The sequence below is a fragment of the Vibrio sp. 1727 genome, from assembly GCF_033344415.1.
GTDB lineage: Bacteria > Pseudomonadota > Gammaproteobacteria > Enterobacterales > Vibrionaceae > Vibrio > Vibrio alginolyticus.
The window spans coordinates 257,791-281,386 of record NZ_JAWPOT010000001.1 but is presented as its reverse complement, the minus strand read 5'-3'; the positions used below and the strand labels follow the sequence as shown (position 1 = coordinate 281,386).

The 23,596-nt window shown below is 45.0% G+C and carries 27 protein-coding genes and 1 pseudogene; 11 read left to right on the top strand and 17 right to left on the bottom strand.

Features of this window, described 5'->3' with window-relative positions; genetic code table 11:
- Nucleotides 1-224: 224 nt before the first annotated feature.
- The 6 genes from cytR (at nucleotide 225) to rraA (ending at nucleotide 5,858) form a co-directional block, all read left to right on the top strand.
- A complete protein-coding gene (gene cytR / locus R8O10_RS01305) occupies nucleotides 225-1,253 on the top strand; it encodes a DNA-binding transcriptional regulator CytR (protein WP_257739454.1) in 1,029 nt (342 codons plus the stop codon).
- 224 nt (nucleotides 1,254-1,477) lie between these two features.
- Nucleotides 1,478-2,026: a cell division protein FtsN gene (gene ftsN / locus R8O10_RS01300; protein ID WP_031780671.1), complete on the top strand. Its 549-nt coding sequence runs from the start codon at nucleotides 1,478-1,480 to the stop codon at nucleotides 2,024-2,026.
- Nucleotides 2,027-2,141: 115 nt separating this feature from the next.
- Nucleotides 2,142-2,693, top strand: a complete 552-nt coding sequence (hslV, locus tag R8O10_RS01295) for an ATP-dependent protease subunit HslV (protein WP_005383176.1) — start codon at nucleotides 2,142-2,144, stop codon at nucleotides 2,691-2,693.
- A gap of 23 nt (nucleotides 2,694-2,716) precedes the next feature.
- Nucleotides 2,717-4,048: an HslU--HslV peptidase ATPase subunit gene (hslU, locus tag R8O10_RS01290; protein WP_005397950.1), complete on the top strand. Its 1,332-nt coding sequence runs from the start codon at nucleotides 2,717-2,719 to the stop codon at nucleotides 4,046-4,048.
- A 309-nt stretch (nucleotides 4,049-4,357) separates the two neighbouring features.
- Nucleotides 4,358-5,275, top strand: coding sequence for a 1,4-dihydroxy-2-naphthoate polyprenyltransferase (locus tag R8O10_RS01285; RefSeq protein ID WP_237309403.1), 918 nt, complete (start codon nucleotides 4,358-4,360; stop codon nucleotides 5,273-5,275).
- A gap of 76 nt (nucleotides 5,276-5,351) precedes the next feature.
- Nucleotides 5,352-5,858: a ribonuclease E activity regulator RraA gene (rraA, locus tag R8O10_RS01280; protein WP_005397954.1), complete on the top strand. Its 507-nt coding sequence runs from the start codon at nucleotides 5,352-5,354 to the stop codon at nucleotides 5,856-5,858.
- A gap of 135 nt (nucleotides 5,859-5,993) precedes the next feature.
- On the opposite strand, the gene zapB is transcribed toward rraA, so the two are convergent.
- Nucleotides 5,994-6,236 (bottom strand): cell division protein ZapB, encoded by a 243-nt coding sequence (zapB, locus tag R8O10_RS01275; RefSeq protein ID WP_005379536.1) that lies wholly within the window; start codon nucleotides 6,234-6,236, stop codon nucleotides 5,994-5,996.
- A gap of 348 nt (nucleotides 6,237-6,584) precedes the next feature.
- On the opposite strand from zapB, the gene glpX reads away from it, so the two are divergent.
- The 3 genes from glpX (at nucleotide 6,585) to R8O10_RS01260 (ending at nucleotide 9,258) form a co-directional block, all read left to right on the top strand.
- The gene (gene glpX, locus R8O10_RS01270; protein WP_005397956.1) at nucleotides 6,585-7,592 is read left to right on the top strand and encodes a class II fructose-bisphosphatase; all 1,008 of its coding nucleotides are present in this window, start codon (nucleotides 6,585-6,587) and stop codon (nucleotides 7,590-7,592) included.
- A gap of 534 nt (nucleotides 7,593-8,126) precedes the next feature.
- Complete coding sequence (locus R8O10_RS01265; protein ID WP_318191054.1) at nucleotides 8,127-8,747, top strand: metalloregulator ArsR/SmtB family transcription factor; 621 nt, start codon at nucleotides 8,127-8,129, stop codon at nucleotides 8,745-8,747.
- Between the two features lie 160 nt (nucleotides 8,748-8,907).
- Entirely contained in the window at nucleotides 8,908-9,258 is a 351-nt protein-coding gene (locus R8O10_RS01260; protein ID WP_065274110.1) for a DUF3135 domain-containing protein, read from the top strand.
- Here R8O10_RS01260 and R8O10_RS27905 read toward each other — a convergent pair.
- Together R8O10_RS27905 and tnpA are read right to left on the bottom strand one after the other, a co-directional pair.
- The gene (locus tag R8O10_RS27905; protein ID WP_335673593.1) at nucleotides 9,252-9,422 is read right to left on the bottom strand and encodes a hypothetical protein; all 171 of its coding nucleotides are present in this window, start codon (nucleotides 9,420-9,422) and stop codon (nucleotides 9,252-9,254) included. The two genes, R8O10_RS01260 and R8O10_RS27905, sit on opposite strands and share 7 nt — an antisense overlap.
- A 60-nt stretch (nucleotides 9,423-9,482) precedes the next feature.
- Entirely contained in the window at nucleotides 9,483-9,911 is a 429-nt protein-coding gene (gene tnpA, locus R8O10_RS01255; protein WP_065274109.1) for an IS200/IS605 family transposase, read from the bottom strand.
- Between the two features lie 56 nt (nucleotides 9,912-9,967).
- On the opposite strand from tnpA, the gene R8O10_RS01250 reads away from it, so the two are divergent.
- Nucleotides 9,968-11,110 (top strand): RNA-guided endonuclease TnpB family protein, encoded by a 1,143-nt coding sequence (locus tag R8O10_RS01250; RefSeq protein ID WP_065274108.1) that lies wholly within the window; start codon nucleotides 9,968-9,970, stop codon nucleotides 11,108-11,110.
- A 314-nt stretch (nucleotides 11,111-11,424) separates the two neighbouring features.
- On the opposite strand, the gene R8O10_RS01245 is transcribed toward R8O10_RS01250, so the two are convergent.
- Both R8O10_RS01245 and R8O10_RS01240 read right to left on the bottom strand, forming a co-directional pair.
- A complete protein-coding gene (locus tag R8O10_RS01245) occupies nucleotides 11,425-11,847 on the bottom strand; it encodes a DUF805 domain-containing protein (protein WP_005397959.1) in 423 nt (140 codons plus the stop codon).
- 217 nt (nucleotides 11,848-12,064) lie between these two features.
- Entirely contained in the window at nucleotides 12,065-12,412 is a 348-nt protein-coding gene (locus tag R8O10_RS01240; RefSeq protein WP_005397960.1) for a 5-carboxymethyl-2-hydroxymuconate Delta-isomerase, read from the bottom strand.
- Nucleotides 12,413-12,681: 269 nt separating this feature from the next.
- On the opposite strand from R8O10_RS01240, the gene tpiA reads away from it, so the two are divergent.
- Nucleotides 12,682-13,452 (top strand): triose-phosphate isomerase, encoded by a 771-nt coding sequence (gene tpiA / locus R8O10_RS01235; RefSeq protein ID WP_005384863.1) that lies wholly within the window; start codon nucleotides 12,682-12,684, stop codon nucleotides 13,450-13,452.
- 99 nt (nucleotides 13,453-13,551) lie between these two features.
- Here the strand turns inward: tpiA and galU are convergent, their stop codons facing one another.
- The 12 genes and pseudogenes from galU to R8O10_RS01175 form a co-directional block, all read right to left on the bottom strand.
- Nucleotides 13,552-14,430: a UTP--glucose-1-phosphate uridylyltransferase GalU gene (gene galU / locus R8O10_RS01230; RefSeq protein WP_005397961.1), complete on the bottom strand. Its 879-nt coding sequence runs from the start codon at nucleotides 14,428-14,430 to the stop codon at nucleotides 13,552-13,554.
- Between the two features lie 68 nt (nucleotides 14,431-14,498).
- Entirely contained in the window at nucleotides 14,499-15,665 is a 1,167-nt protein-coding gene (locus R8O10_RS01225; protein ID WP_203346703.1) for a nucleotide sugar dehydrogenase, read from the bottom strand.
- Nucleotides 15,666-15,762: 97 nt separating this feature from the next.
- Nucleotides 15,763-17,865, bottom strand: a complete 2,103-nt coding sequence (locus R8O10_RS01220) for a YjbH domain-containing protein (RefSeq protein WP_213896863.1) — start codon at nucleotides 17,863-17,865, stop codon at nucleotides 15,763-15,765.
- An 886-nt stretch (nucleotides 17,866-18,751) separates the two neighbouring features.
- Nucleotides 18,752-19,171: pseudogene (locus R8O10_RS01215) on the bottom strand (IS110 family transposase); the annotation flags it as partial.
- A gap of 721 nt (nucleotides 19,172-19,892) precedes the next feature.
- Nucleotides 19,893-20,288 carry a type II toxin-antitoxin system death-on-curing family toxin gene (locus tag R8O10_RS01210; protein ID WP_213916540.1) on the bottom strand — a complete coding sequence of 132 codons (396 nt, stop codon included), beginning with the start codon at nucleotides 20,286-20,288 and terminating at the stop codon, nucleotides 19,893-19,895.
- Nucleotides 20,288-20,458, bottom strand: a complete 171-nt coding sequence (locus R8O10_RS01205) for a hypothetical protein (protein WP_005397970.1) — start codon at nucleotides 20,456-20,458, stop codon at nucleotides 20,288-20,290. Before R8O10_RS01205 ends, R8O10_RS01210 begins: the two co-directional genes overlap by 1 nt.
- Nucleotides 20,459-20,675: 217 nt before the next feature.
- Entirely contained in the window at nucleotides 20,676-20,891 is a 216-nt protein-coding gene (locus R8O10_RS01200) for a hypothetical protein (protein WP_318113824.1), read from the bottom strand.
- 281 nt (nucleotides 20,892-21,172) lie between these two features.
- Nucleotides 21,173-21,286, bottom strand: a complete 114-nt coding sequence (locus R8O10_RS01195) for a thrombospondin type 3 repeat-containing protein (RefSeq protein ID WP_318113823.1) — start codon at nucleotides 21,284-21,286, stop codon at nucleotides 21,173-21,175.
- Nucleotides 21,283-21,606 (bottom strand): hypothetical protein, encoded by a 324-nt coding sequence (locus R8O10_RS01190; protein ID WP_318113822.1) that lies wholly within the window; start codon nucleotides 21,604-21,606, stop codon nucleotides 21,283-21,285. The genes R8O10_RS01195 and R8O10_RS01190 overlap by 4 nt, the downstream gene beginning before the upstream one ends.
- 20 nt (nucleotides 21,607-21,626) lie before the next feature.
- Complete coding sequence (locus R8O10_RS01185; RefSeq protein WP_318113821.1) at nucleotides 21,627-21,785, bottom strand: hypothetical protein; 159 nt, start codon at nucleotides 21,783-21,785, stop codon at nucleotides 21,627-21,629.
- A gap of 42 nt (nucleotides 21,786-21,827) precedes the next feature.
- The gene (locus R8O10_RS01180; protein ID WP_318113820.1) at nucleotides 21,828-23,063 is read right to left on the bottom strand and encodes a type II toxin-antitoxin system HipA family toxin; all 1,236 of its coding nucleotides are present in this window, start codon (nucleotides 23,061-23,063) and stop codon (nucleotides 21,828-21,830) included.
- Nucleotides 23,056-23,331, bottom strand: a complete 276-nt coding sequence (locus tag R8O10_RS01175; protein WP_065274105.1) for a helix-turn-helix domain-containing protein — start codon at nucleotides 23,329-23,331, stop codon at nucleotides 23,056-23,058. Before R8O10_RS01175 ends, R8O10_RS01180 begins: the two co-directional genes overlap by 8 nt.
- Nucleotides 23,332-23,596 lie beyond the last annotated feature (265 nt).

The following is a 23,596-nucleotide window of genomic DNA, read 5'->3' as shown; positions in this document are numbered from 1 at the left end:
GTAACTTTCACTTTAGAAATGAATAGACTATCCAAATTAGAAAAGTCTAAAGTGACTTGTTCGCACAGGCTTAGATTAAAACAATGACTATTCCCACAAATTGATGTCGCAGTGAAGAATCCATTTTTCCACTTGTTAACACGAACTGAGCGAAGAGCAAACGCTGCTCTAACTCAGCGTGATTACTATGATTTCAAACCGGAATAACGTCATCTTGGCAAAAAATAAACGAGAGGTTAAAAACTATGGCGACAATGAAGGATGTTGCCCAGCTTGCGGGAGTGTCTACGGCTACGGTATCTCGAGCATTAATGAACCCAGAGAAGGTCTCTTCTTCAACGAGAAAAAGAGTAGAAGATGCCGTACTTGAAGCGGGTTATTCTCCAAACTCATTAGCGCGTAACTTACGTAGAAACGAATCAAAAACCATTGTCACTATCGTTCCCGACATCTGTGATCCTTATTTTTCTGAAATTATTCGCGGCATTGAAGATGCTGCCATGGAACATGGCTATCTAGTCCTGCTGGGCGATAGCGGACAACAGAAGAAACGCGAAAGTTCTTTCGTTAACCTCGTATTTACTAAGCAGGCGGATGGAATGCTACTGCTTGGCACAGATCTACCGTTCGATGTCAGTAAGCCAGAACAAAAGAACTTACCTCCGATGGTAATGGCGTGTGAATTTGCGCCAGAGTTAGAACTTCCGACAGTACATATTGACAACCTGACCTCAGCATTTGAAGCGGTGAATTACCTAACCCAACTAGGTCATAAACGCATCGCGCAAATCTCGGGGCCAGATACGGCAATATTGTGTCAGTTCCGCCAGCAAGGTTATCAACAAGCCTTGCGCCGCGCAGGCATCAATAAAGATCCTCAATATAGTGTCATTACTGAGTTCTCTTTTGATGGCGGAGCAAAAGCCGTTCGTAAACTGCTCGAATTGCCTGAGCCACCAACGGCTATTTTCTGTCACTGTGACACAATGGCCATCGGCGCAATTCAAGAAGCGAAAAATCTTGGCTTACGAGTACCGCAAGATCTCTCCGTTGTGGGCTTTGATGACATTAACTTCGCTCAGTACTGCGATCCACCGTTGACCACTATCTCTCAGCCTCGCTATGAGATTGGTCGACAAGCGATGCTAATGATGCTTGAGATGTTAAAAGGACACGACGTGCATTCAGGCTCGCGCCTACTTGAAACTAACCTCGTCATTCGCGGAAGCGCAGCGCCACCACAGCGCCCTTAACCTAAAAATTAAGTATCCATACCCAAAGCGGTGCTAAGGCGCCGCTTTTTATTTACCCCTCCTGCTTTTTGTGTATCCCTGAATAAATATAAGCGAGAACGGAAACACACTCCTACACTCGGGCGTTGTCGCGCTTTAGCTATCAAGATTCTATCAATAGGGTGTTTTCTCAACTCGTTCTGGATTAACATATTTGCAAGAATCCTTGATGACCAGAAATAACCGTGGCAAATAGAGATTATGTAAGACGGGGGCGAGGTGCCCCAAAAAAGTCGACAAAAAAACAACCGCCGAGAAGAAAAAAACCTTGGCGTAGTGGCCTGCTCGCTATCTTGCTTGTGGGCGGTTTTGGCTATGGTCTTTACCTTTTGAGTAGCGACCCAGAACCAAAACCACCTGTCGTGAAACAGCCAACAACCACTGCGAGCAAACCAAAGCCGAAAAAAGATTTGCCGCCACCACCAGAAGAAAAATGGGAATATGTCGAGTCACTACCGAAACGTGAAGTTGAAGTTGTGGCCAAAGAAATTGAAGTTTCTAAAATTCCTTACATCATGCAATGTGGCGCTTACAAAACCCAGGCGCAAGCAGAAGAGCGTAAACTTGCAATCGCGTTCCAAGGGATGTCGAGCAAGATTCGTAAGAAAGAAGGTAGTTCATGGTATCGCGTGGTGCTAGGTCCGTATAAGTTCAAACGTGATGCAGAACGTGACCGTCATAAACTGCAACGCGCGAAAATCGAGCCATGTGCGATTTGGAAAGAAAATCTTTAAACTCAGGCCCTAGGAGCTAAGATCCTAGGGCCTTTCTTTTTGCCCCCTTGAATCCCTATTTCCCCTCCCCCATATACTGAATTAAATCCAAAGAGAAATAATCAAGAGGTCGACTGTGACTACCATTGTATCTGTACGTCGAAATAATAAAGTCGTCATCGCGGGTGATGGCCAAGTATCTCTAGGCAATACCGTAATGAAAGGTAATGCGCGCAAAGTTCGCCGCTTATATAACAACCAAGTACTAGCAGGCTTTGCTGGCGGCACCGCAGATGCCTTCACCCTTTTTGAGCGCTTCGAAAGCAAACTGCAAATGCACCAAGGCCACCTTACTAAGGCTGCGGTTGAGCTAGCCAAAGACTGGCGCAGCGATCGTGCTCTGCGCAAGCTCGAAGCCTTGCTTGCCGTTGCCGACGAAACCGCATCGTTAATCATTACCGGTAATGGTGATGTCGTACAGCCAGAACACGACCTGATTGCGATTGGCTCTGGTGGTGCTTACGCACAAGCTGCCGCAACCGCCCTACTAGAAAACACAGATCTAGATGCTCGTGAGATCGCGGAAAAAGCCCTCAACATCGCGGGTGATATTTGTGTCTTCACCAACCACCACCACACAGTAGAAGAGCTAGACTCAACGGTAGAGCCTGAAAAACCAACCGCGTAATCGTAACGAAGTAAGGAAAGAATATGTCTGAAATGACGCCTCGCGAAATCGTTCATGAATTGAACCGCCACATTATCGGTCAAGAAAAAGCCAAGCGTTCGGTTGCGATTGCACTTCGTAACCGCTGGCGCCGTATGCAGCTTGAAGAAAGCTTGCGTGCCGAAGTGACGCCAAAAAACATTTTGATGATTGGTCCTACTGGTGTTGGTAAGACTGAAATAGCACGCCGCCTAGCAAAACTGGCAAATGCACCATTCATCAAAGTTGAAGCGACAAAATTCACAGAAGTGGGTTACGTTGGTAAAGAAGTTGAAACCATCATCCGTGACCTGACTGATGTCGCGGTAAAAATGACGCATCAACAAGCGATGGAAAAAGTAAAATTCCGCGCTGAAGAGCAAGCGGAAGAACGAATTCTTGATGCGCTACTGCCACCAGCACGTGATAGCTGGGGTCAAGCAGAGCAAACGGAAGAGTCTTCTCACACTCGCCAGATCTTCCGTAAGAAACTGCGTGAAGGCCAACTAGACGATAAAGAAATTGAAATCGACGTAGCCGCACCACAAATGGGCGTAGAGATCATGGCGCCCCCAGGTATGGAAGAGATGACTAACCAGCTGCAAGGCATGTTCCAAAACCTGGCAGGCGACACTAAGAAAAAGCGTAAGCTGAAAATCAAAGACGCAATGAAAGCGTTAGCGGAAGAAGAAGCGGCGAAACTGGTAAACCAAGAAGAGCTAAAAGAAGCTGCGATTTTCAACGTTGAAAACAACGGCATCGTATTTATCGATGAGATCGACAAGATCTGTAAACGCGGTGAGAGCTCAGGCCCAGACGTTTCACGCGAAGGTGTTCAGCGCGATCTACTTCCATTGATTGAAGGCAGCACGGTATCAACCAAGCACGGCATGGTAAAAACAGACCACATTCTGTTTGTTGCATCTGGTGCATTCCAAGTGGCAAAACCATCTGACTTGATCCCAGAATTGCAAGGTCGTCTACCAATTCGTGTTGAGCTAGAGGCACTAAGCAGCAACGACTTCAAACGTATTCTGACAGAGCCAAAAGCCTCTCTAACAGAGCAGTACGTTGCGTTGATGAAAACGGAAGATGTGGACATCGAGTTCACAGAAGATGGCATCACGCAAATCGCGGAAGCGGCATGGACGGTCAACGAAAGCACAGAAAACATCGGTGCTCGTCGCTTACACACCGTAATGGAACGCTTGATGGATGAAATCTCTTACGACGCAGCGGAGCAATCTGGCGCTAAATTCGTTATTGATTCCGCTTATGTGAAAGAGCGCCTAGGCGACACGATTGAAGATGAAGATCTAAGCCGCTTTATTCTTTAATCGCAATCTATTTTACCAAAGCCCAGAACCTTGTTTCTGGGCTTTTTGTTTAGAATGACGATTACTGTGACAACACCTAAATCAAAAGATCTGGTCATTCTAGCGAGCTCAAGCGAGACTAAGAATCTAATAGCAGTGTTCTCCGTACCCTCCACTTTCCAAAAAGAGGGCTATTTTATCGCCTCAAATATCGAAACTGCTTTCCTTCTACTTCACCCTTTGACTTTTTAGTTGAGTTGTTTTAGGTCAATAGCGTATCTGCCTCTTTGTGCTTATACTGGGCACATTGGTTACTAGCACGAAATTTCCATGAAACAATCTTTACAGATCTGGCTTGAAGCCGCTCGTCCAAAAACATTACCTCTGGCATTGGTCTCTATCTTAACAGGTAGCGTACTCGCCTACTCGGCGGGTCATTTCTCACTGACGATTGCCATCATGGCTTTCGTAACCGCGACATTGCTGCAAATTCTGTCCAACCTGGCAAACGACTATGGCGATGCCGTTCAAGGTACAGATAACGACAAACGCCTTGGCCCATTACGAGCGATGCAGTCTGGCGCGGTAAGTGCGAAACAGATGAAACAGGCGATTATCTTTAACATCGTTCTGACCGCCATTTCTGGCTTAGTGTTAGTTTTCTATTCACTAAGCTCACTAGAAAGCATTGTGACGTTTATCGGGCTGGGAATTTTAGCCATCCTCGCGGCGATTGCTTACACCATGGGTAGCAAACCATACGGTTACGTGGGGCTTGGCGATATTTCAGTTTTCTTGTTTTTTGGTTTACTCGGCGTCTCCGGTACCTATTTCTTGCATACTGGTCACGTAGATACCACGCTATTCTTACCTGCTCTAGGCTGCGGTTTACTCGCCGTTGCAGTACTCAACATCAACAATATGCGTGATATCGAGAACGACCGAGAGTGTGGTAAACGCACGGTCGCAGTGCGTTTGGGTCAACGCAAAGCCAAGCAGTACCACTTTGTTTTACTTGGCGGTGCTATTCTTGCCTTTGCGGCTTACTTGTTAATTCAAGACAAACCCGTTTGGATTAGCTTGCCATTTTTACTTAGTATTTATTTCGTGGCCGATCATGGTAAAGCGGTTTGGCATACACAAAAGCCCGCTCAGATAGCACCAATGATGCCAGTCATCGTGAGATGCTCTTTAGTCACCAACGTTTTGTTTGCAACAATTGTGGTAGCTCAAACTCTAGTAAGTTAAAAAAGGATTGTCATTGCATTGACTTAATGCCTAGATATACTCAAAGACAACCAATTTCTGTTTAGAAAGGTACGCTATGGAATACAATACCTCAGCACTCTGTGATATCTACCTCGATCAGGTAGATGTGGTTGAACCAATGTTCAGTAATTTTGGCGGTCGCGCTTCATTTGCCGGGCAAATTACCACCATCAAGTGTTTTGAAGATAATTCGTTGATCCGCGAGACATTAGAGCAAGATGGACTTGGTCGCGTTTTGTTAATTGACGGTGGCGGTTCCCTACGTAAAGCCCTTATCGATGCAGAAATCGCAACTATTGCGGAAGAAAACGAGTGGGAAGGCATTGTCGTTTACGGCTGTGTTCGTGAAGTAGATGAACTTGAAGATATGAACTTAGGCATTCAAGCCCTCGCTTCTATTCCTGTTGGAGCGACCAGCCAGGGTATCGGCGAATTAGATGTACCAGTCAACTTTGGCGGCGTCAGCTTCTTACCTGAAGATTATATTTATGCTGATAGCACTGGGATCATCCTGTCGCCTGAGCCATTGAATATTGATTTAGAGTTGGATGAAGAAGAATAACGAGTCTTAGGTACCTAAGTTATAGGACCTTCTCTTGGCTATCAGAATCGAGCTTGTCCTAACGATTTTCAACTTGCCCAAAACACAAACACCCGCTTAACGCGGGTGTTTTTAATTTGGAATGAAGAAGCCGAATTATTCCACTTCGTCCATTTTGCCAAGTAGTGCACGAATGCGCTCTTGCCATTGCGCGTGCTCTTGTTGTGCTTGCTGTGCTTTTTGCTCTAGCTCTTCACGTTGAGAGCGAAGCTCGTTCGCTTCTTCCGCAAGTTTTGCTTTATCTTCTTTCAGCTCTTCGACTTCCATCTGAAGAAGAGTGATTGTGTCAACTGCAGTTTGAATTTTAGATTCTAGTTGTTCTAGTACTTCAAAAGACATCTTGGCCTACCTATGTTATTCCGTTGGGACGATGTGCGAGATTGATGCACACCTAACCTATATAAGGTTCATTCTACTCAGCGTCGCGATGAGAAACACTCACTATATTCGATATTTCGCATCATTCGGTCAAAAAATCGGCGCAATCTCACTAAACGCTGACTTTTCTTATCGCCGAAGCATTTTTGAGCAAGAATTTTGCCTCCCGCCACGCTGAAAATCGCCCTAAGTATTGATCAAATTCAAGTTAGATAAAGTAAAAGCTCCGCAAAAAGGCAAACGTTTACCCTACGTTGTGATAGAATCGCCGCGCAAATTCTTCTTCCCTCTTGCTTACTTGGAGACATCATGAAACGCGATTTAGCAATGGCATTTTCCCGTGTGACTGAAGGTGCAGCTTTGGCTGGTTACAAATGGCTTGGCCGTGGCGATAAAAATGCAGCCGATGGCGCAGCTGTTGAAGTTATGCGCATCCTACTGAACAAAACAGATATCAGTGGTGAAATTGTCATTGGTGAGGGTGAAATCGATGATGCGCCAATGCTATACATTGGTGAGCAAGTGGGTATTGGTGGTGATGAAGTGGATATTGCAGTCGACCCGATTGAAGGGACTCGCATGACCGCAATGGGGCAATCCAACGCACTAGCCGTACTTGCCGCAGGTGAGAAAGGCAGCTTTCTTAAAGCGCCAGATATGTACATGGAAAAACTGGTTGTTGGCCCTGGTGCAAAAGGCGCAATTGATTTAGAAAAGCCGTTAAAAGAGAACCTAGAGAACGTAGCAAAAGCCCTGAACAAACCACTTGATACCTTAGTCGTTATTACCCTTGCGAAACCTCGCCACGATGACGTTATTGCAGAAATGCAAGCAATGGGCGTACGTGTCTTTGCGGTGCCTGATGGTGACGTGGCTGCCTCTATTCTGACTTGTATGCCAGACAGTGAAGTGGACATGATGTACTGTATTGGCGGCGCGCCAGAAGGGGTCGTATCAGCCGCGGTGATTCGAGCGCTAGACGGTGACATGCACGGTCGTCTACTTCCGCGTCACGAAGTAAAAGGCGATACTGAAGAAAACCGCATTTACGGCGCAGACGAACTAAAACGCTGCGATGAAATGGGCGTAAAAGCGAATGTTGTCCTCAAAATGGAAGACATGGCTCGTAGCGACAATGTGGTATTTTCAGCTACAGGCATCACTAAAGGTGACTTGCTGGAAGGCATCTCTCGCCAAGGCAATATCGCAACCACAGAAACGCTGCTCGTGCGTGGTCGATGCCGTACTATTCGTCGCATTAAGTCGACTCACTACCTAGATCGTAAAGATCCAGAAGTGCGTGATATTATTCTTTAAGCATTTCTCGAGGCTCTAGCCAATCTGAGTTGGAGCCTTTCTTTCTCACACTCGTTCCTCGCTGTTCAGAATGACGGTTACCACAGCAAGCGCTAAATCAAAAGAGTTCGTCACTCTCGCGAGCTCCAGCGAGACTAAAAAATCCAGTAACAAGCAAACTCCTATTCTCTCCCTCTCACCATAACTCCTACACAGCCGGACGATAGATTCTGAATCACACTCGTTCCTCGTTGTTTAGAATGACGGTGACTTTAATAAGCTCTAAATCAAAAGAACTCGTCATTCTAGCGAGCTCCAGCGAGACTAAGAATCTAATAACAGCAAACTCCTATTCTCTCCCTCTCACCATAACCATAACCATTGCACAACCGAACGATAGATTCTGAAGCACACTCGTTTCTCGCTGTTCAGAGTGGCGATATATATTGGTTCGCATGAACATAGACCCAACAGATCCCCACTCAAACTAAGTCAACACTTTTCTTTACTAACCCTGTCGCGCATAATATGTACTGACGTATAAATGGTGGGTATATGAAGACCGTAGATAGGATATTGCAAATCGTTAAGCGTGATGGTTCCGTCACTGCAAAACAACTCTCTTCTGAGCTAGGTATGACAACCATGGGGGCGCGTCAGCACCTGCAGAGTTTAGAAGATGATGGCATCCTGTCTATTCATGACGTCAAAGTCAAAGTAGGTCGCCCTGCTCGTCATTGGTCTCTCACTCAAAAAGGTCATGAGCAATTTGCTGACCGTCACGGTGAGTTGACCATTCAATTTATAGAAGCTGTCGAACACATTTTTGGCAAAGATGGACTGGACAAAGTCACATCGGAAAGAGAAAAACTCACGTTACAAAGTTATCGTCAGCACCTTGAGCAATGCAACTCTCTGCAAAGCAAACTAGAAACTCTTGTGACACTCAGAGAACAAGAAGGCTATATGACCGAGCTTGAGCAAGATGAGAACGGATGGATCTTGATCGAAAATCACTGTCCGATTTGTAAAGCCGCAACTCGCTGCCCAAGCTTGTGCCAATCAGAATTAAGTGTCTTTCAGTCTTTACTTGGACGTGACACCAAAGTAGAGCGTACCGAACACATCATTAGTGGCCAAAGACGCTGCGTTTACCGCATCCAACAACTGCAGTAACCACCACAACCAAACATCGACATGCCGCACTTATTCAATCTAACGCCTGAAAGCTTCTCTTATAAGTGAGACGGCTGAAGAATTCATCCTCTCACCTCTTTCTAGTGGTATAGGCTTTTAGTAACTAAAGGCAATTTCCATAAGGATTTGGAGAGCATCGATGTCTACTCTACGTCACTCCCCTTCTCAAACGCTTCCGCCATTCGATGAAATGGTTCGAATGGCTGAGCGAGACCCAGAAGCTTTTGAGCAATTTCGTCATGAAATGGCAAAAGAGATGATCGAAAGTGCATCAGAAAACATGCAAGAAAGACTGTGGGCTCAGCAAAGCCACATCGATAGGGTCATCAGTGCGTGTAAAAACCCTCACCACACCAATGTGGTATTGATGAACGAATTACAAAAACAGGTCGTGAAGTTCAGAGCGGCGCTACAAGGGGAAACGGCACCGACTCAAAAAGCGGATGTGGTTAGCTTAGAGGCATTTAAAGGTAGGGATGATTTTTACTGATACTCTGTAGATAGATCGAGAAAGTTAGGGTTCGTTTCTCTTACCAGGTCTAACTTCCACTCACGCTTCCACTGCTTGAGCTGCTTTTCTCGGGTTATGGCAGTTGCCATATCTTCGAATAACTCAAAGTAAACGAGCTTATGAACGTTGTATTTCTTAGCAATTTCGCCGTAAACCCTCGCCCGATGAGGGCGGGGATATAAGGCGTAAGACGCGATAGCGTCTTAATCTGGGGTGGACTGACTTTCCACATAAGCTTTTAATGTTTCAATAGTCGCACCGCCAGCAGTACAAGCAAAGTATGAACGAGACCATAGGGCGGAGGTTTTACTCTGCCTTGTAAGGTGTGTGTTTTGTAGTCGTAGCATACGAGATGAAACTGCTTTTAAGTTGTTAACCATTACGCTGATTGAAAGTTTTGGAGGGTATGAGATCAGTAAATGAACATGATCCTGTTCACCATCCATTTCTATCAATTCACATTCGAGTTTTACACACGCTGACTCAAAAGCTTCCCTTAACTGTTCAATCATAACTCCAGTAAACAACTTGCGTCTGTACTTCGTTGTAAATACCAGATGAACAACCAATTTGCTCACGCTGTGCCTTTTTCTGAGGTAGTCTTGAAGTAACTCTTTGTTGTGCGCACTCACTTTACAATATCCGCATAAGACAATAATATAAATAAATTATACATGTGAGCACTGAAATGTTAAGAGCAACAAAAATACGCATTTACCCAACGCAAGAACAAGCTGAGTTTTTAATCGCTCAGTTTGGCGCCGTGCGTTTTGCGTATAACAAAGCTCTGCATTTAAAATCGCACATGTACCGCAAGCATGGTGTCACACTGAATCCAAAAAAGGATATAAAACCACTGCTTGCCGTTGCCAAGAAATCCCGCAAATATCAATGGTTGAAGGAATATGATTCAATCGCCTTACAGCAATCAGTGATCAATCTTCACCAAGCCTTCGATAACTTCTTTAATCCGAAGTTGAAAGCCAAGTATCCACAATTCAAACGTAGACATGGCAAGCAGTCGAGCTATCACTGTGTGGGTGTAAAGGTACTTGATGGATCAATTAAGCTTCCCAAAATGAAACCTATCGAGGCGAATGTTCACCGTGAGATTGAAGGTGTGGTTAAAAGCATCACAGTGAGCCTGAGCAAGACAGGCAAGTTCTACGCATCAATCCTTGCGGATGATGGAGTAGAAGCCTTAACACCACTCCACACGGTAAGAACAGTGACAGGTGTCGATCTGGGATTGTCTCATTTTGCGATTGAGTCAAACGGCAGAAAGACAGCTAACCCAAGATTTGTAAAACGCGCAGAGAAGAATCTCAGACGTAAGCAGCGTCAGCTATCCAGAAAAGCAAAAGGCAGTGCTAATCGCGCAAAAGCTCGAATACTTGTAGCTAAATGCCATGAAAAGGTAGCGAATGCTCGCGCTGATTTTCAACACAAACTCTCTCGAACTCTCGTTGACGAAAACCAAGCGGTGATAGTTGAGACATTGAAATCAGCAAATATGATGAAAAGCCGCAAACTAGCGAAACATATCGCTGATGCCTCATGGCATAGCTTTGTTGCGAAACTGGAATACAAACTGAAAGAGCAAGGTAAGCACCTAGTAAAGCTAGACCAGTGGTACGCCAGTTCTAAGACATGCCACTGTTGCGGTCATAAAATGGAAGACATGCCCTTATCGGTTCGCAAATGGGATTGCCCATCTTGCGGTACAACGGATATTGATCGCGACTTAAATGCCGCCCTCAATATTCGTGATAAAGGCATTCTAGAATTAAAGGCGGCTGGACGGTCGTTTCTGCTTATGGAAGCTGCGTAAGTCTCGATACTATCGAGCAACGGCTAACGAAATAAGAAGCATCGCCTGATAAGGCGGTGAGAAGTCACGATATAAACGCAAGGTGTCCTATCGATGATTCATTCTCCTTCATGATTCGCTGTTACTTTTCCATTGTAATTCACTCGCTCAGTCCAAACTCGGACCGCTCTGTGCGTAGATTCTGAATCACACTCGTACCTCGTTGTTCAGAATGACCGTCACTATAACAAGCTCTAGAGCAAAGGAGTTAGTCATTCTAGCGAGCCTTAGCGAGACTCAGAATCTACTTTCAGCGAGCACGTTACTTAAAGCGATTACTCCGGCTCAGGGCCATATTGGTTTGGTCCTGATGTTCCTTTTAATAAGCCACATTCAACTAGAATCCATAAACCACAAATCAGAGAAATGGATGCAACGAACATTTGCGGTGTCGACGGCTCTTGTGCAACAGGGCTAGTCATTGGCGTAGCGATTCGTCCGATAATCAGCGGAATATTCAGTGCTAGCCAATAGATTGATTTGTTGCGGTCATGCCAACGCTTGGTGGTGATCGCCAAATCAGGGATTAACAAAATCACCAAGAAAATAGGGAGAAGTAAATAGGAGAAAGTAGGAAATAGCTTACTGATTCCAGCACCAAAACCTAGAATAGAGACATAGTAAATGACGTTCCAAATCCAGTAGGTTTTACGGTTTATACGTCCTTGAAAAGAAAACAGTAACTCTTTAGTCGACATCAAATTTTACCCCAAAATAGAAAGGTTATAGATTAGCCGAGTCGATATGGTTTGGAAAGTACACCTGCAGTGTAAGCGCCAACAGCGGCGTTACAACAAGCAGAGCGAGGCTAAGCTGAAGCAACGACAAACACTCGATAAGGCCTATTAGCTTTCAGTTTCCTTGTACCTCACGATGCGTAACCCTACTCGTTATTCTCAAGAAACTCTGTTCAACCTAATTCACTACCTTCTGGAAACTGTCTACATCCATGTCTCGGATGTTGACCGTTAAGCTGTGCACGTGACTGGCTTGCTCTTGAAGAGTCGCCATCAAGGCTCGTGACAGTTCTCGCTTCTGCTCTTGGGAACGGCCAGATAACAAATCAAAGTTGATATGGATAAAGTCGAGGCTATCGCCCTCTTCCCCAATTAACCAATTGTGGCACCGGAGCGTTCTAGATTTCACTGACGCGAGTTCAAAAAGACCACTCTCTAACGCCGTTTTATGTAAATCCTCCAGCAATCCCTGAACATTGACGCGTTCTTCCACCGAGTTTGAATACTCTAAAACGAGATTTGGCATTTTGATTCCTTTCTACAACAATTAATTCCAGCGCGTAGTAATACCAATCTCAGCAGCAATTTCCGAGGAATGAACTATCATTCTGTCTACGTGATCACCAATCGATTGCTTTTGACAAAAAGAACAGGATCGCTGCTTGGTCGAATCAGTAAAGAAAGCCGGACAAGACATGACGCCAATCATGATCTGTTCACATTATTCTGTTATATTCCTACGTAGATTTTTTACATTAATTGACTATTTACATTAAAGATAAGGGAGATATTCCTATGCGTCGTCCTGTAGTGATGGGTAACTGGAAACTAAACGGCAGCAAAGCAATGGTAACTGAGCTGCTAACTGGTCTTAACGCTGAGCTTGAAGGCGTTGAAGGTGTTGACGTAGCAGTCGCTCCACCAGCACTTTACATCGACCTAGCAGAGCGCGTAATCGCTGAAGGCGGTAACAAGATCATCCTAGGTGCTCAAAACACTGATCTAAACAACAGCGGTGCGTTCACTGGCGATATGTCTCCAGAAATGCTGAAAGATTTCGGTGCTACTCACATCATCATCGGTCACTCAGAGCGTCGTGAATACCACAACGAATCTGACGAGTTTATCGCTAAGAAATTCAACTTCCTAAAAGAAAACGGCCTAACACCTGTTTTCTGTATCGGTGAATCTGAAGCGCAAAACGAAGCTGGCGAAACTGAAGCTGTATGTGCACGTCAAATCAACGCAGTTATCGACACTTACGGTGTTGAAGCTCTAAACGGCGCAATCATCGCTTACGAACCAATCTGGGCTATCGGTACTGGTAAAGCAGCAACAGCTGAAGATGCACAACGCATCCACGCTTCTATCCGCGCACTAATCGCAGCGAAAGACGAAGCAGTTGCAGCACAAGTAATCATCCAATACGGTGGTTCTGTTAAACCAGAAAACGCTGAAGCTTACTTCTCACAACCAGACATCGACGGTGCTCTAGTTGGCGGCGCTTCTCTAGACGCTAAGAGCTTCGCAGCAATCGCTAAAGCAGCGGCTAAAGCAAAAGCTTAATCTCGTTTTTCCTGAGAGTAGAATAACAAAGGGATGCATCATGCATCCCTTTTTGTTTGCGTGTTATCCACTCGGAGTACACCGATAGGAAGTTCTGAATTATGCTGGCTCAGCAATTTTCACGGTTGGTTTTTTCGCGAGCTCCGCACTGGAATCCTTCTTATAAAGGTTCTCGTAGCAGTAATTTGTTGCTTCAATGTAGCCTTCTACACTACCGCAATCAAAGCGCTGACCTTTAAATTTGTATGCCAAAACACAACCAGATTGAGCTTGTTGCATCAGCGCATCGGTGATTTGAATCTCGCCACCTTTGCCCGGCTCTGTATTTTCAATCAGCTCAAAGATATCAGGGGTCAGAATGTAGCGACCAATAATCGCTAGATTGCTAGGTGCAGTACCTGGCTCTGGCTTTTCAACCATGTTATCAATGCGGAAGATATCATCTTTAATCATCTCGCCAGCAATCACACCGTATTTATGCGTTTCTGATTCCGGCACTTCTTGTACCGCAACGATTGAACAGCGGAACTGTTTGTACAGCTCAACCATTTGCGCTAGAACGCCTTTGTCCTCATTCACACAAAGGTCATCCGCAAGCACTACAGCAAACGGTTCATCACCGACCAATTCACGTCCCGTAAGAATAGCGTGACCTAAGCCTTTCATTTCACGCTGACGGATGTAAGTGTAACTCGCAGAATCAATCAAAGAACGAATATCATCAAGCAGCGCTTCTTTACTTGTACCGCTAATTTGATGCTCTAGCTCGTAGTTTTTATCAAAGTGATCCATTAACGAGTGCTTACCACGACCAGTGACGATGCACATACCGTCCATACCGGCTTCAATCGCCTCTTCAACACCGTATTCAATCAATGGCTTGTTTACCACTGGCATCATTTCTTTCGGCATCGACTTAGTCGCAGGAAGGAAACGTGTACCGTAACCCGCCGCAGGGAATAAACATTTTTTAATCATAACCATTACCAACTAAAAAAAGGCTCCTCTGAGGGAGCCTGTTATATTATTTTGAATATAAATACGAATTAATCGCTACCAAACAGATCACGGGTGTAGACTTTATCAGCAACATCAGCAAGTTCCTCAACCATGCGGTTAGAAACAATAACATCAGACATCTGTTTGAACTCTTCAATATCGCGGATAACAGCAGAGTGGAAGAACTCATCTTCCTTAAGTACTGGCTCATACACCACGACTTCGATGCCTTTTGCCTTAATGCGCTTCATAATGCCTTGAATAGACGAAGCGCGGAAGTTATCTGAACCAGCTTTCATAATTAAGCGGTAAATACCCACGACTTTTGGTTCTCGCTTGAGAATAGATTCTGCGACAAAATCTTTACGAGTGCGGTTTGCATCAACAATCGCTCCGATAATGTTATTTGGAACATCCTGGTAGTTTGCTAACAGCTGCTTTGTATCTTTCGGTAAGCAGTACCCGCCGTAACCGAATGAAGGGTTGTTGTAATGGTTACCAATACGAGGGTCTAGGCCTACACCTTCAATAATTTGGCGCGCATCAAGGTTATGTGCTTCAGCATAAGAATCCAGTTCATTGAAGTAAGCCACGCGCATCGCAAGGTACGTGTTTGAAAACAACTTAACCGCTTCTGCTTCTGTAGAGTCAGTAAACAGAACCGAGATGTCTTCTTTTACTGCGCCTTCAACTAAAAGGTTAGCGAACTTCTCTGCACGTTCGCTGCGCTCACCAACGATAATGCGAGACGGGTGGAGGTTATCGTAAAGAGCTTTGCCTTCGCGAAGAAACTCCGGAGAGAACATGACATTCTGACAACCGAGCTCCTCTTTAATACGCGCAGTATAACCCACGGGTACAGTCGACTTAATGACCATAACCGCATCGGGATTAATTGCCATCACATCTTTAATCACTGCTTCAACTGAAGAGGTGTTAAAGTAGTTCGTTTGAGGGTCATAATCCGTTGGTGTGGCAATAACAACAAACTCTGCGCCTTTGTAAGCCAGCTCTTTATCTAGCGTCGCGACAAAGTTGAGCTCTTTGTTTGCAAGAAAATGTTCGATTTCCGCATCAACAATTGGAGACTTCTTGTCGTTCAACAAGTCCACTTTTTCTTGGATAATATCAACCGCCACAACCTCATGGTTTTGTGACAATAACATGGCATTGGACAAACCGACGTAGCCCGTGCCTGCTACAGCAATTTTCATTTTTATTTCCTATTATTTAACTGACGCTAGCATATCAAAACACCTGCACTCTCGGTAGAGTACAGTGATTAACTCAAAGCCTAACTAGCAACACAACTTAATTCAATTGAGTACCCAAGTAACGCAAATAAGCGTTGCGGATACGCAGCTTGTTCTGCTCAAAGTACTCTTGACCATAACGGCCTCGGTTAAAGTAGCGACGAAGCATACTATTATCCATTACGAGTTCATCACCCTGGCCTGCCGCTAAATGGTTAGCATCATTACCAACCCGTGTCGTAACGTTGAAATCATAAGCCTCGTTACCACGAACTTGTATCACTCCCGGCGACATATCGCGCCATGGCGTTAATGGCAGTTTTACTGACACAGTGACAAACTGCTCTTCGTCTGTATCATTAAACTTTGTCACCTGATAACTTGCTGATACTTCTATATCTTCAAACCAATGTGAGGTCGTGAATTTTGCGCCGACATCCCCCTTCCAAAACTCGCCAGCAGTTGCATTAAACTGCCAATCCCACTCCGGCATAGAGAATGTATAACGAGTTAAAAAGGTTTGTCGGTCTGGATTCGCATAACCATTTTTGTCTTTTTCGTCTTGATGTTGGAAGTAGCTCATCTCTAGCCCCAACTCATGGTTGCCCGATTGAGAGAACCAAGCTGATTCGCTGCGCGCACCGATATAATCCGACTTAACCAAGCCTAGAGAGACCTGGTTAGCAATATCGACATATGGTAAACGGAAGAACTGATGCACCATTGCACGCTCAATCTCGTTCTCGTACGCGCTGTCTTCGAAATACCCACCTTCTTCAAAATCGTCACTTTCTGCTAAAGGTAAAATATGACGAACATCAATTGCCGCGCCAGACCATAGGTAGGTGTATAAGTTGCTAGACATAGCAAAAGAGTAATCATACACACCGTACTCGGTTGCAAAACCATGCCTTACCATAGGAGAAAGCACGATCTGCGAATCTAAAGTGCCTGAATTAACTCGCTCCGTTTTCCAATCAACCATGTCTAATCTTTCCGGTAAATCGCGCGTGATAAACTGAATGTCATCACAAGCTGCGCTACCATTGACAAAACTTTGGTAACAGTTAGCGTCAGACAAAACGCTGACCACTGGTTTTTGGTTGGCAAGCATCACAAGTTCAAATTGATCCGATGCAGCACCTATATCTTGCGCCGCATTTTGACCTAAATGGCTCGAAACAATACCCAGAGCGACACCTAGTCCGTCAACTTGATTATGGTTGTAGCGACGGTTTTCTAAAGCGACTACAACTTTGTCATTTGATACGCCCACTTGAACATTAACGAAGCCTTCATTTTTTAACGCACTAACCAAAGAGGAAATTGACGCTTGTTGCGCTTTGTTTTGCTCAACGACTAAACGATCCATTAACGTCATATTATTCTTCGCGTAGTCGCGAGAGCGAGAGTATTCCGTTATCAATGGCATCGAGAGTGCAGCACTCCAAACGCTTGAACCATCCGATTCATGACCAGAATAAATCTGGTAGCTTAATGAGGCAGTTATATCATTAGGCAGTAAATTATCGGGAGTAAACACTTTTATAGAAGAGTTGAATTCTACTGAATCGTACTCTCCTACTAGTTGAACAAAGTCAAAAGGTTGGTATTCAAAGCCACCAAAAGGGCCATCTAGAACACCCATCAAACGCTCTTCTGACTGACCGAAACCAGCAGAAACCCTTAAGGGAAGTGCATTAAACGTATAATCAGCGACGGCAAAATTAGTCATGAGCTTAGTTGCAGCACCACCGACATCTTGCATACCTAAAGCAAAATCTAAGTTCTCATTCCCCCAAAAATTGGGAACCTGATACTTCAGTGATAGTGATAAATCTCGAATACCGCCACAGCCTGTTTTAAAACAGTTCGAGTTATAATCATAAGTAACGATACTACCGTGAGCCTCTAACCCTTCAATGAGGCCGAAAGATACTTTGATAGAATCTAAACCTTGCACCTCGTCAAGCCAAGGGCGCCCTTGGGCAAAAGATACACCAAAGTTGCCATACTCTTTCACTTGAGCATTAGGTGTAAAAGTCAAGCCGGTAAAGCTCTGATTGGAGGGGAAGCGCTCTAATTGTTCAGTTGCCTTTGCTATCCCCACATAAAAAGGCAATGAACATGCCACAGCCCTCACAGTTATCATTTTTATCATTGGTCATGCCACTACTGAAGTTTAAAATACTTATTTTTCATTAACTTTACATTTGCATCAAGTTTCATTTTAATTAATGCGCTGTCTAACCAAAGCTAGCAACCAAGCTTGATATAAAAACTTCCACACAAATAGCCTCGAAAGAGACATATTTGCCTAGTAAACATAGCTCTTCCAATACACATATTGCTACATTATTTTATGCTGAGAGCGGCTTTGATGTTCGCTCACAGTGAACTGAGTGCGTTAGATCAGATGATATGGAGCAAACTCAAGTGATATCGATGTCATGCTAACCTATCTTTACTAGATCAGTTAGAATTTCAATTCGGCGCCTCATCACAAATTACGAACTTTCTTCTCACTCCATCTCCATTGAGGATGCTAAATAAGTATGTGAATACCTCATTTTTCGTAACACCGCTTAAGACTTGAAGGTTCAATTTGTTGGGAGCAGCACGGGTTCTAATGCACGGACGACGTTCACATCGTTGCAAATAAAGTAGTTCGAACGTTTCGCCAAAGCCTTGCCCTCTGCGATGAAGATGTATTTCTCACGGCCAGCGTTGGCATCAGTATCTATCCGCACTACGGCGGCAACAAAGAGGCTCTATTAAAAATGCCGATCCGCGATGTAGCAAGCGAAGAAAGCGAAACGGAACCGTTATGAGTTCTATACCTCGTCCCTCAACCAAGCACTGCAACAACGGACACTTTCATCACAACTTCGCTACTCTTTGCGTCGTGATGAGTTTAAGCTGGTTTCCCCCGAGTTCGACGTTAAAACCGAGCGATAGCTCGCATGTGAGGCTCTCCTCGGTTGACACCATCAGAACCTAATCAAGCAATGTCACCCGATATTTTCATCCCGATTGCGGAGCGTTCCGATCTGGTTCGACAAGGCAGTTCTGTTCTCCACCAAGCGTTTACGGACACTGCGTATAGCCTTGAGGTCTTGTTGCTCAACAGACTTAACAGGAACAAAATGAATATCAGGCCTAGAAAATGCTTCGCAAATTGCTCTCGCATCATTAGCATCGTTCTTTTGCCGCCCAACAAATGGCTTTACATGCTGAGCTGGGATAAGAGCTACGCTATGTCCAAGCTCTTGAAATATTCTGCCCCAATGATGCGAAGTTGCGCATGATTCCATCGCAATAGCCGTTTTCTCTGGTAATTGACGGACTGTATCAAGAAGCTTGTCACGCTTTACCTTTCGGTTTGACAAGATTTGTCCATCAAAACTCAACACGCATACTTGAAAGAGGTTTTTGGCTATATCGATACCGACAACTTTAATAGACATGATGATTACTCCTGCTCTTACTGGTTGCACCATTAGTTTGGTACAACGGTGCTAGAAGGGAGGTGCGTCCATCACATCAAAGCCTTAGGTTATCGCCACTGTTCGCTTTACTGTCCCCCTGACGATATTCATTACCATCCTGGGTAAACAGAGGGGGATCTTGACAACTTGTTGCTACAGTCTTCGTCACGACAAACTTAATTAGCCCGCATTTCCTGTACCGTCGATCGATAGTGAGCGCAATGTGCAGTTCCCATACGCTGATGTTTCAAGGGATATTGGCGCCAAAGTTCGGTTCCCGTATCGCCCCCTTTTCCGAGGATAGAGTTCTCACACGACGTTTCGCCACAGATCGCCAGCAAAAAATACGAGCAAAATATCAACAATGTATACGTTAACCCCAATAAAGAGTGAAATTTGGTAGAGACGAATACCTCTAGAGAGTGAAAGTCCGCCCTATTTTTGGGTTCAGTTTGTCAGACCGCAGAGTCAGGCCTTATTTTGGGTTCGGTTTGCCAAAACGCAAAGTCAGCCCCTATTTTGGGTTCACCTTGCCACCGATGCGATGAGGTCGGCACGTGCTCAGGCTAAGATCAGGGATGGCCTGGGCTCAGAGGCGATGGGCACCGATTGTGCCGTTATTGGGAGTGAACTAAAAAATATCTGCCTTGCTCCTGCGATGAAGTTCAATATCAACGATCTCCTCAGGATCAATTCTGACTCAACACTCAAGCCCCGCCGCGTATTGTGCATACAAAATATCCGCGAAATCCGCTTCGGTTAATACACCAAGCAAAAGATCTCTGACGGCATCAGCAAGTAAGGCGTTGTCGATGACAATTTCAAACTCATTAAGTGATAAGTATTCAAGCGCGACCATCAGCCCCGTGCGTTTATTTGCATCAGGTAGGGCGTGAGCGATGGCAATACTTGCCGCATACTTTGATGCAATATCAAAGACATCTTCCAGACCATCATACGCGATCGCATTGTCAATTCGACCCAATGCACCTTGCAGCTTTGGTATATCCACCTCTCCCTGCATACCTGGCTCAGTCGCTAAAATAAACGAATTTATTTCAATCACTCGCTCGAATGGAAAACAGATGATATCCATCACATATCCGCTAATTTCGTGAATGTCTTACGATGCGTTCTTAGCGCTAACTTGGCTTCAGAACGCACAATTTGACGCCCCTGCATCCCACTCAAGTCTAACTGCTTGGTCGCTTTTACTTTCGGTCTTTTTACCTGTGGCACTCCATAGGCTGACAAGTCTTTGCTCATGAAACCTTCTCTCCATACGACTTCTATCTCTTCATTATACTACCGTTTTTCCTTCGATGCCCTAAGGCTTTTTAACCCTACTTAACCATCGCCAAGATAGCATGGTATAAAAAATCACCTGAGACAGTTGATCGAAAGGATCACGAAAATGAGACGTTTTCGATCAAATTAAAATCTATAGAAACAGGAACTTAAATTAAAATAAAAAGAGTGCCGCCTATTGTGCCAGAAGCCCCGTCATCACTGGGCCGCCACTTCGCGCTGCGCTCAGGCCAGAGCGGCCACCCGCCATGAGACACTCACAGGCCTTCGCCGCGCACATTGAGACAGTATTACCTTGTCGCCACCCAATGCATTCACTTGTCTCATCCGCCCCGTCTGCCGGGATCGCCTGGCTGGTTTGACGCGTTGGCTTACGCCAGTAGGACAGCACGGCGGGATCATGGCGAGCCAACCCCTGCTACCTCGGTCCGTCTTCCCTTTCCTCCATTCCTCACGCTAACACAAGAAAACCCCAGCATGGCGGCTGGGGTTTTGACGGTGACGGGAATGACCCTACTCTTTTTTACCACACCTTGACTGAGCTGCTGTGGCGACAATGGCACCCTTTTCTGGTTCCGTTATAAAACCATCCGCGGCAAAACTATTCGCGGTCTGAGCCACGGTTGACACGTATTGGCCACGATTTTTCCATTTATCATCACATTGCAGCAATTACTCAATCGCACATCCATCACCATTCACGGCCGTGGCGAGTGGCGTATTGGGACATTGGTCTTGATCATTCAGAATACCATCTGAATCAAAATCGTTCGTCACGGTGATCATAAAGGACGCAAAGTCCAGTTCGCCTGTTTCTGTGTCTTTCCAAGCCACCCCGTAGCGGTAGGAATAAAGTCATGTTGTAGAGAGCGCCCCGCACTCACATAATAAATGCCCGCCTCTGTCGGTGCAAAAGACTCAAAAGTGAAATGCCCAGAAGGAGCGCCTTGCCTTGTAGAAATTGGGCTACCCACTGTCCGCGTCTGACCAGACCACAAGCCTAAATTGACCGGAGTCGCACCATTTTCTGCGGCTGGATCGTACCACGCTACGTACAGTTGAATGATACAAGCCGGGCAGTATGACGTGTCTGTCACTCCCCCCATTTCATAATCGCCTTCAAACGTTATGGCGCTACAGGTTCAATGATCCCCGTATATCCATCCACAATACCATTGTCAGTCGCCGTCACTTGTGGATTAGTGAAGACAACCGCATTGTGTAATAAAATGTTGTAAGTGACGTCATCAGACACATCAATCGCTTCTGCGACATTTACATCCACTTATCGTCTACAAAGCCATGGCGAATTTGATTTATCCTACACTTACAGCGCCTTAAATTTTTCTACCATATCCTTATCAATCTCCTTGATTAGATTAGGTGACAAGCCCAGATGTTTGGCCTCATGACTAAACGAGCGTGTTGTTTCAAATATTTCCTCAGCCATAACCATAATCGCTTTCTTTGAAGACAACCCCGACTGAGCAGCTAACTGGTCTAGTGCGCTCTTTGGCGTTCGGCCATTACCACCAAATGCCGTCATATGCTCTTTGTAAGGGTTAGGGCTGTAAACAATGTCGTAGAAAGGCGATAGCGTCCAGTTATCGGCGTCACTGGCAAGGAAACTGAAGTTCTTACTGTGATCATCTTGATTAACCGTTAGGTAATTAAATATGCAGCGCTTAATGAGCTTCTGAGACTCAGTGACACTACACAAGATGCGCGTAGCTTTAACTAAATCCACATAGTCCAAAGAAGGCTCTCGAAACGGTGCATCTAACAACCCACACGCAGAAATCATATGGATTCGACCGCCTTGCTCGGTGCAATCAAATCGTTCCTGCTCTAGCCAAAATCGTCCATTACCCGCATCAATTAAATCAAAGTCAGGAACCTCAATGCCGACATTACGGGCCATCTGCATGTAGCAATATTCGACTAATGATTCAGAGTGCTTCAAGTCAAACTTTTCAGATGTCAGCTTTACGATAAGCTTTGTTCCTAGTGCGTCATCTAATGTTGAATATTGCCCATTCGATAAACGTGTAACGTTCATCTTGGGCCTAGCACCACCCGATCCTCCAGTATTCATCAAGTGCTCGAGCAAAGCAGACTCGGTGCCTTCAAACTCTTCAATCGCAGCTCGGCCAAGGGTAATGATATCAATTGACTCCTTAGGCTCATCAAGTAAATCTAATTCAGGCTCATAACTCAACGCCCCCATACATCTGTCACCTAGGTAAGCCAAACGCTCTAGGGCGGTAACTTCCTTTGGGTTATGATCGTTCTGTCTAAATACACGATCCATGAGATAAAGACCCCAACCATCAGGGAGACTATCTCCAAAAACCCCATGAATGCCGTAATGCGGTTCTCTAGGCGCAACTTGCAGGCTTGTATCAGCCTTTAAATTGAACGGAGCCAGAGAGGTTGAGTGAGCGCCTAAATAAGCCTCATCAAATTGAAAGAAGCTTTGCTTACTATTTTCAACGAGCTTGCCGACAAGTACCTTTTCACCTGTGCTAAGCGTTCGTTTTACGGTTAGGGCTGATTTAAGCACGTCGAAGCACATCCTCTATTGATTTAAATTCAGGCTCAGACGACTTTGTCAGCTCTTTCACTTTTTTCAAGTCACCGACTGTCTCATACAGCATGAGGAACTGACGCAATGAGATGTTGCCAGATGACTCAAACTTTCGGATCGTTGCGTAAGGCACGCCAGAGAGATCGGCCATCTTCTGAACACTGAGTTTATCTTTTTTCCGAGCGGACTTGATAAACTCTTTGAGATCCATTTGCAAATCATAAGCGGTATAAAGAGATAACATACATGCCTCGTAAGTTGCCACCATGATATCGATTATAGCACCAATTATGGTTTTATTGCTATTATTGTGGCAAATATAAAGTAATAATAATCATTGCTTCATTAAAACGAATGACGTAAAAAACCATCACCGTGACGGTGATGTTATTATTACTATAATGACAAATTAACGAGTTTTATGGTATAATTTGCCATCATAATAGCAGATTAAAAAAGCAAGGCTGACATCCTTCATGTATACGCGCTAGGAATGTAACCTTAAGTTA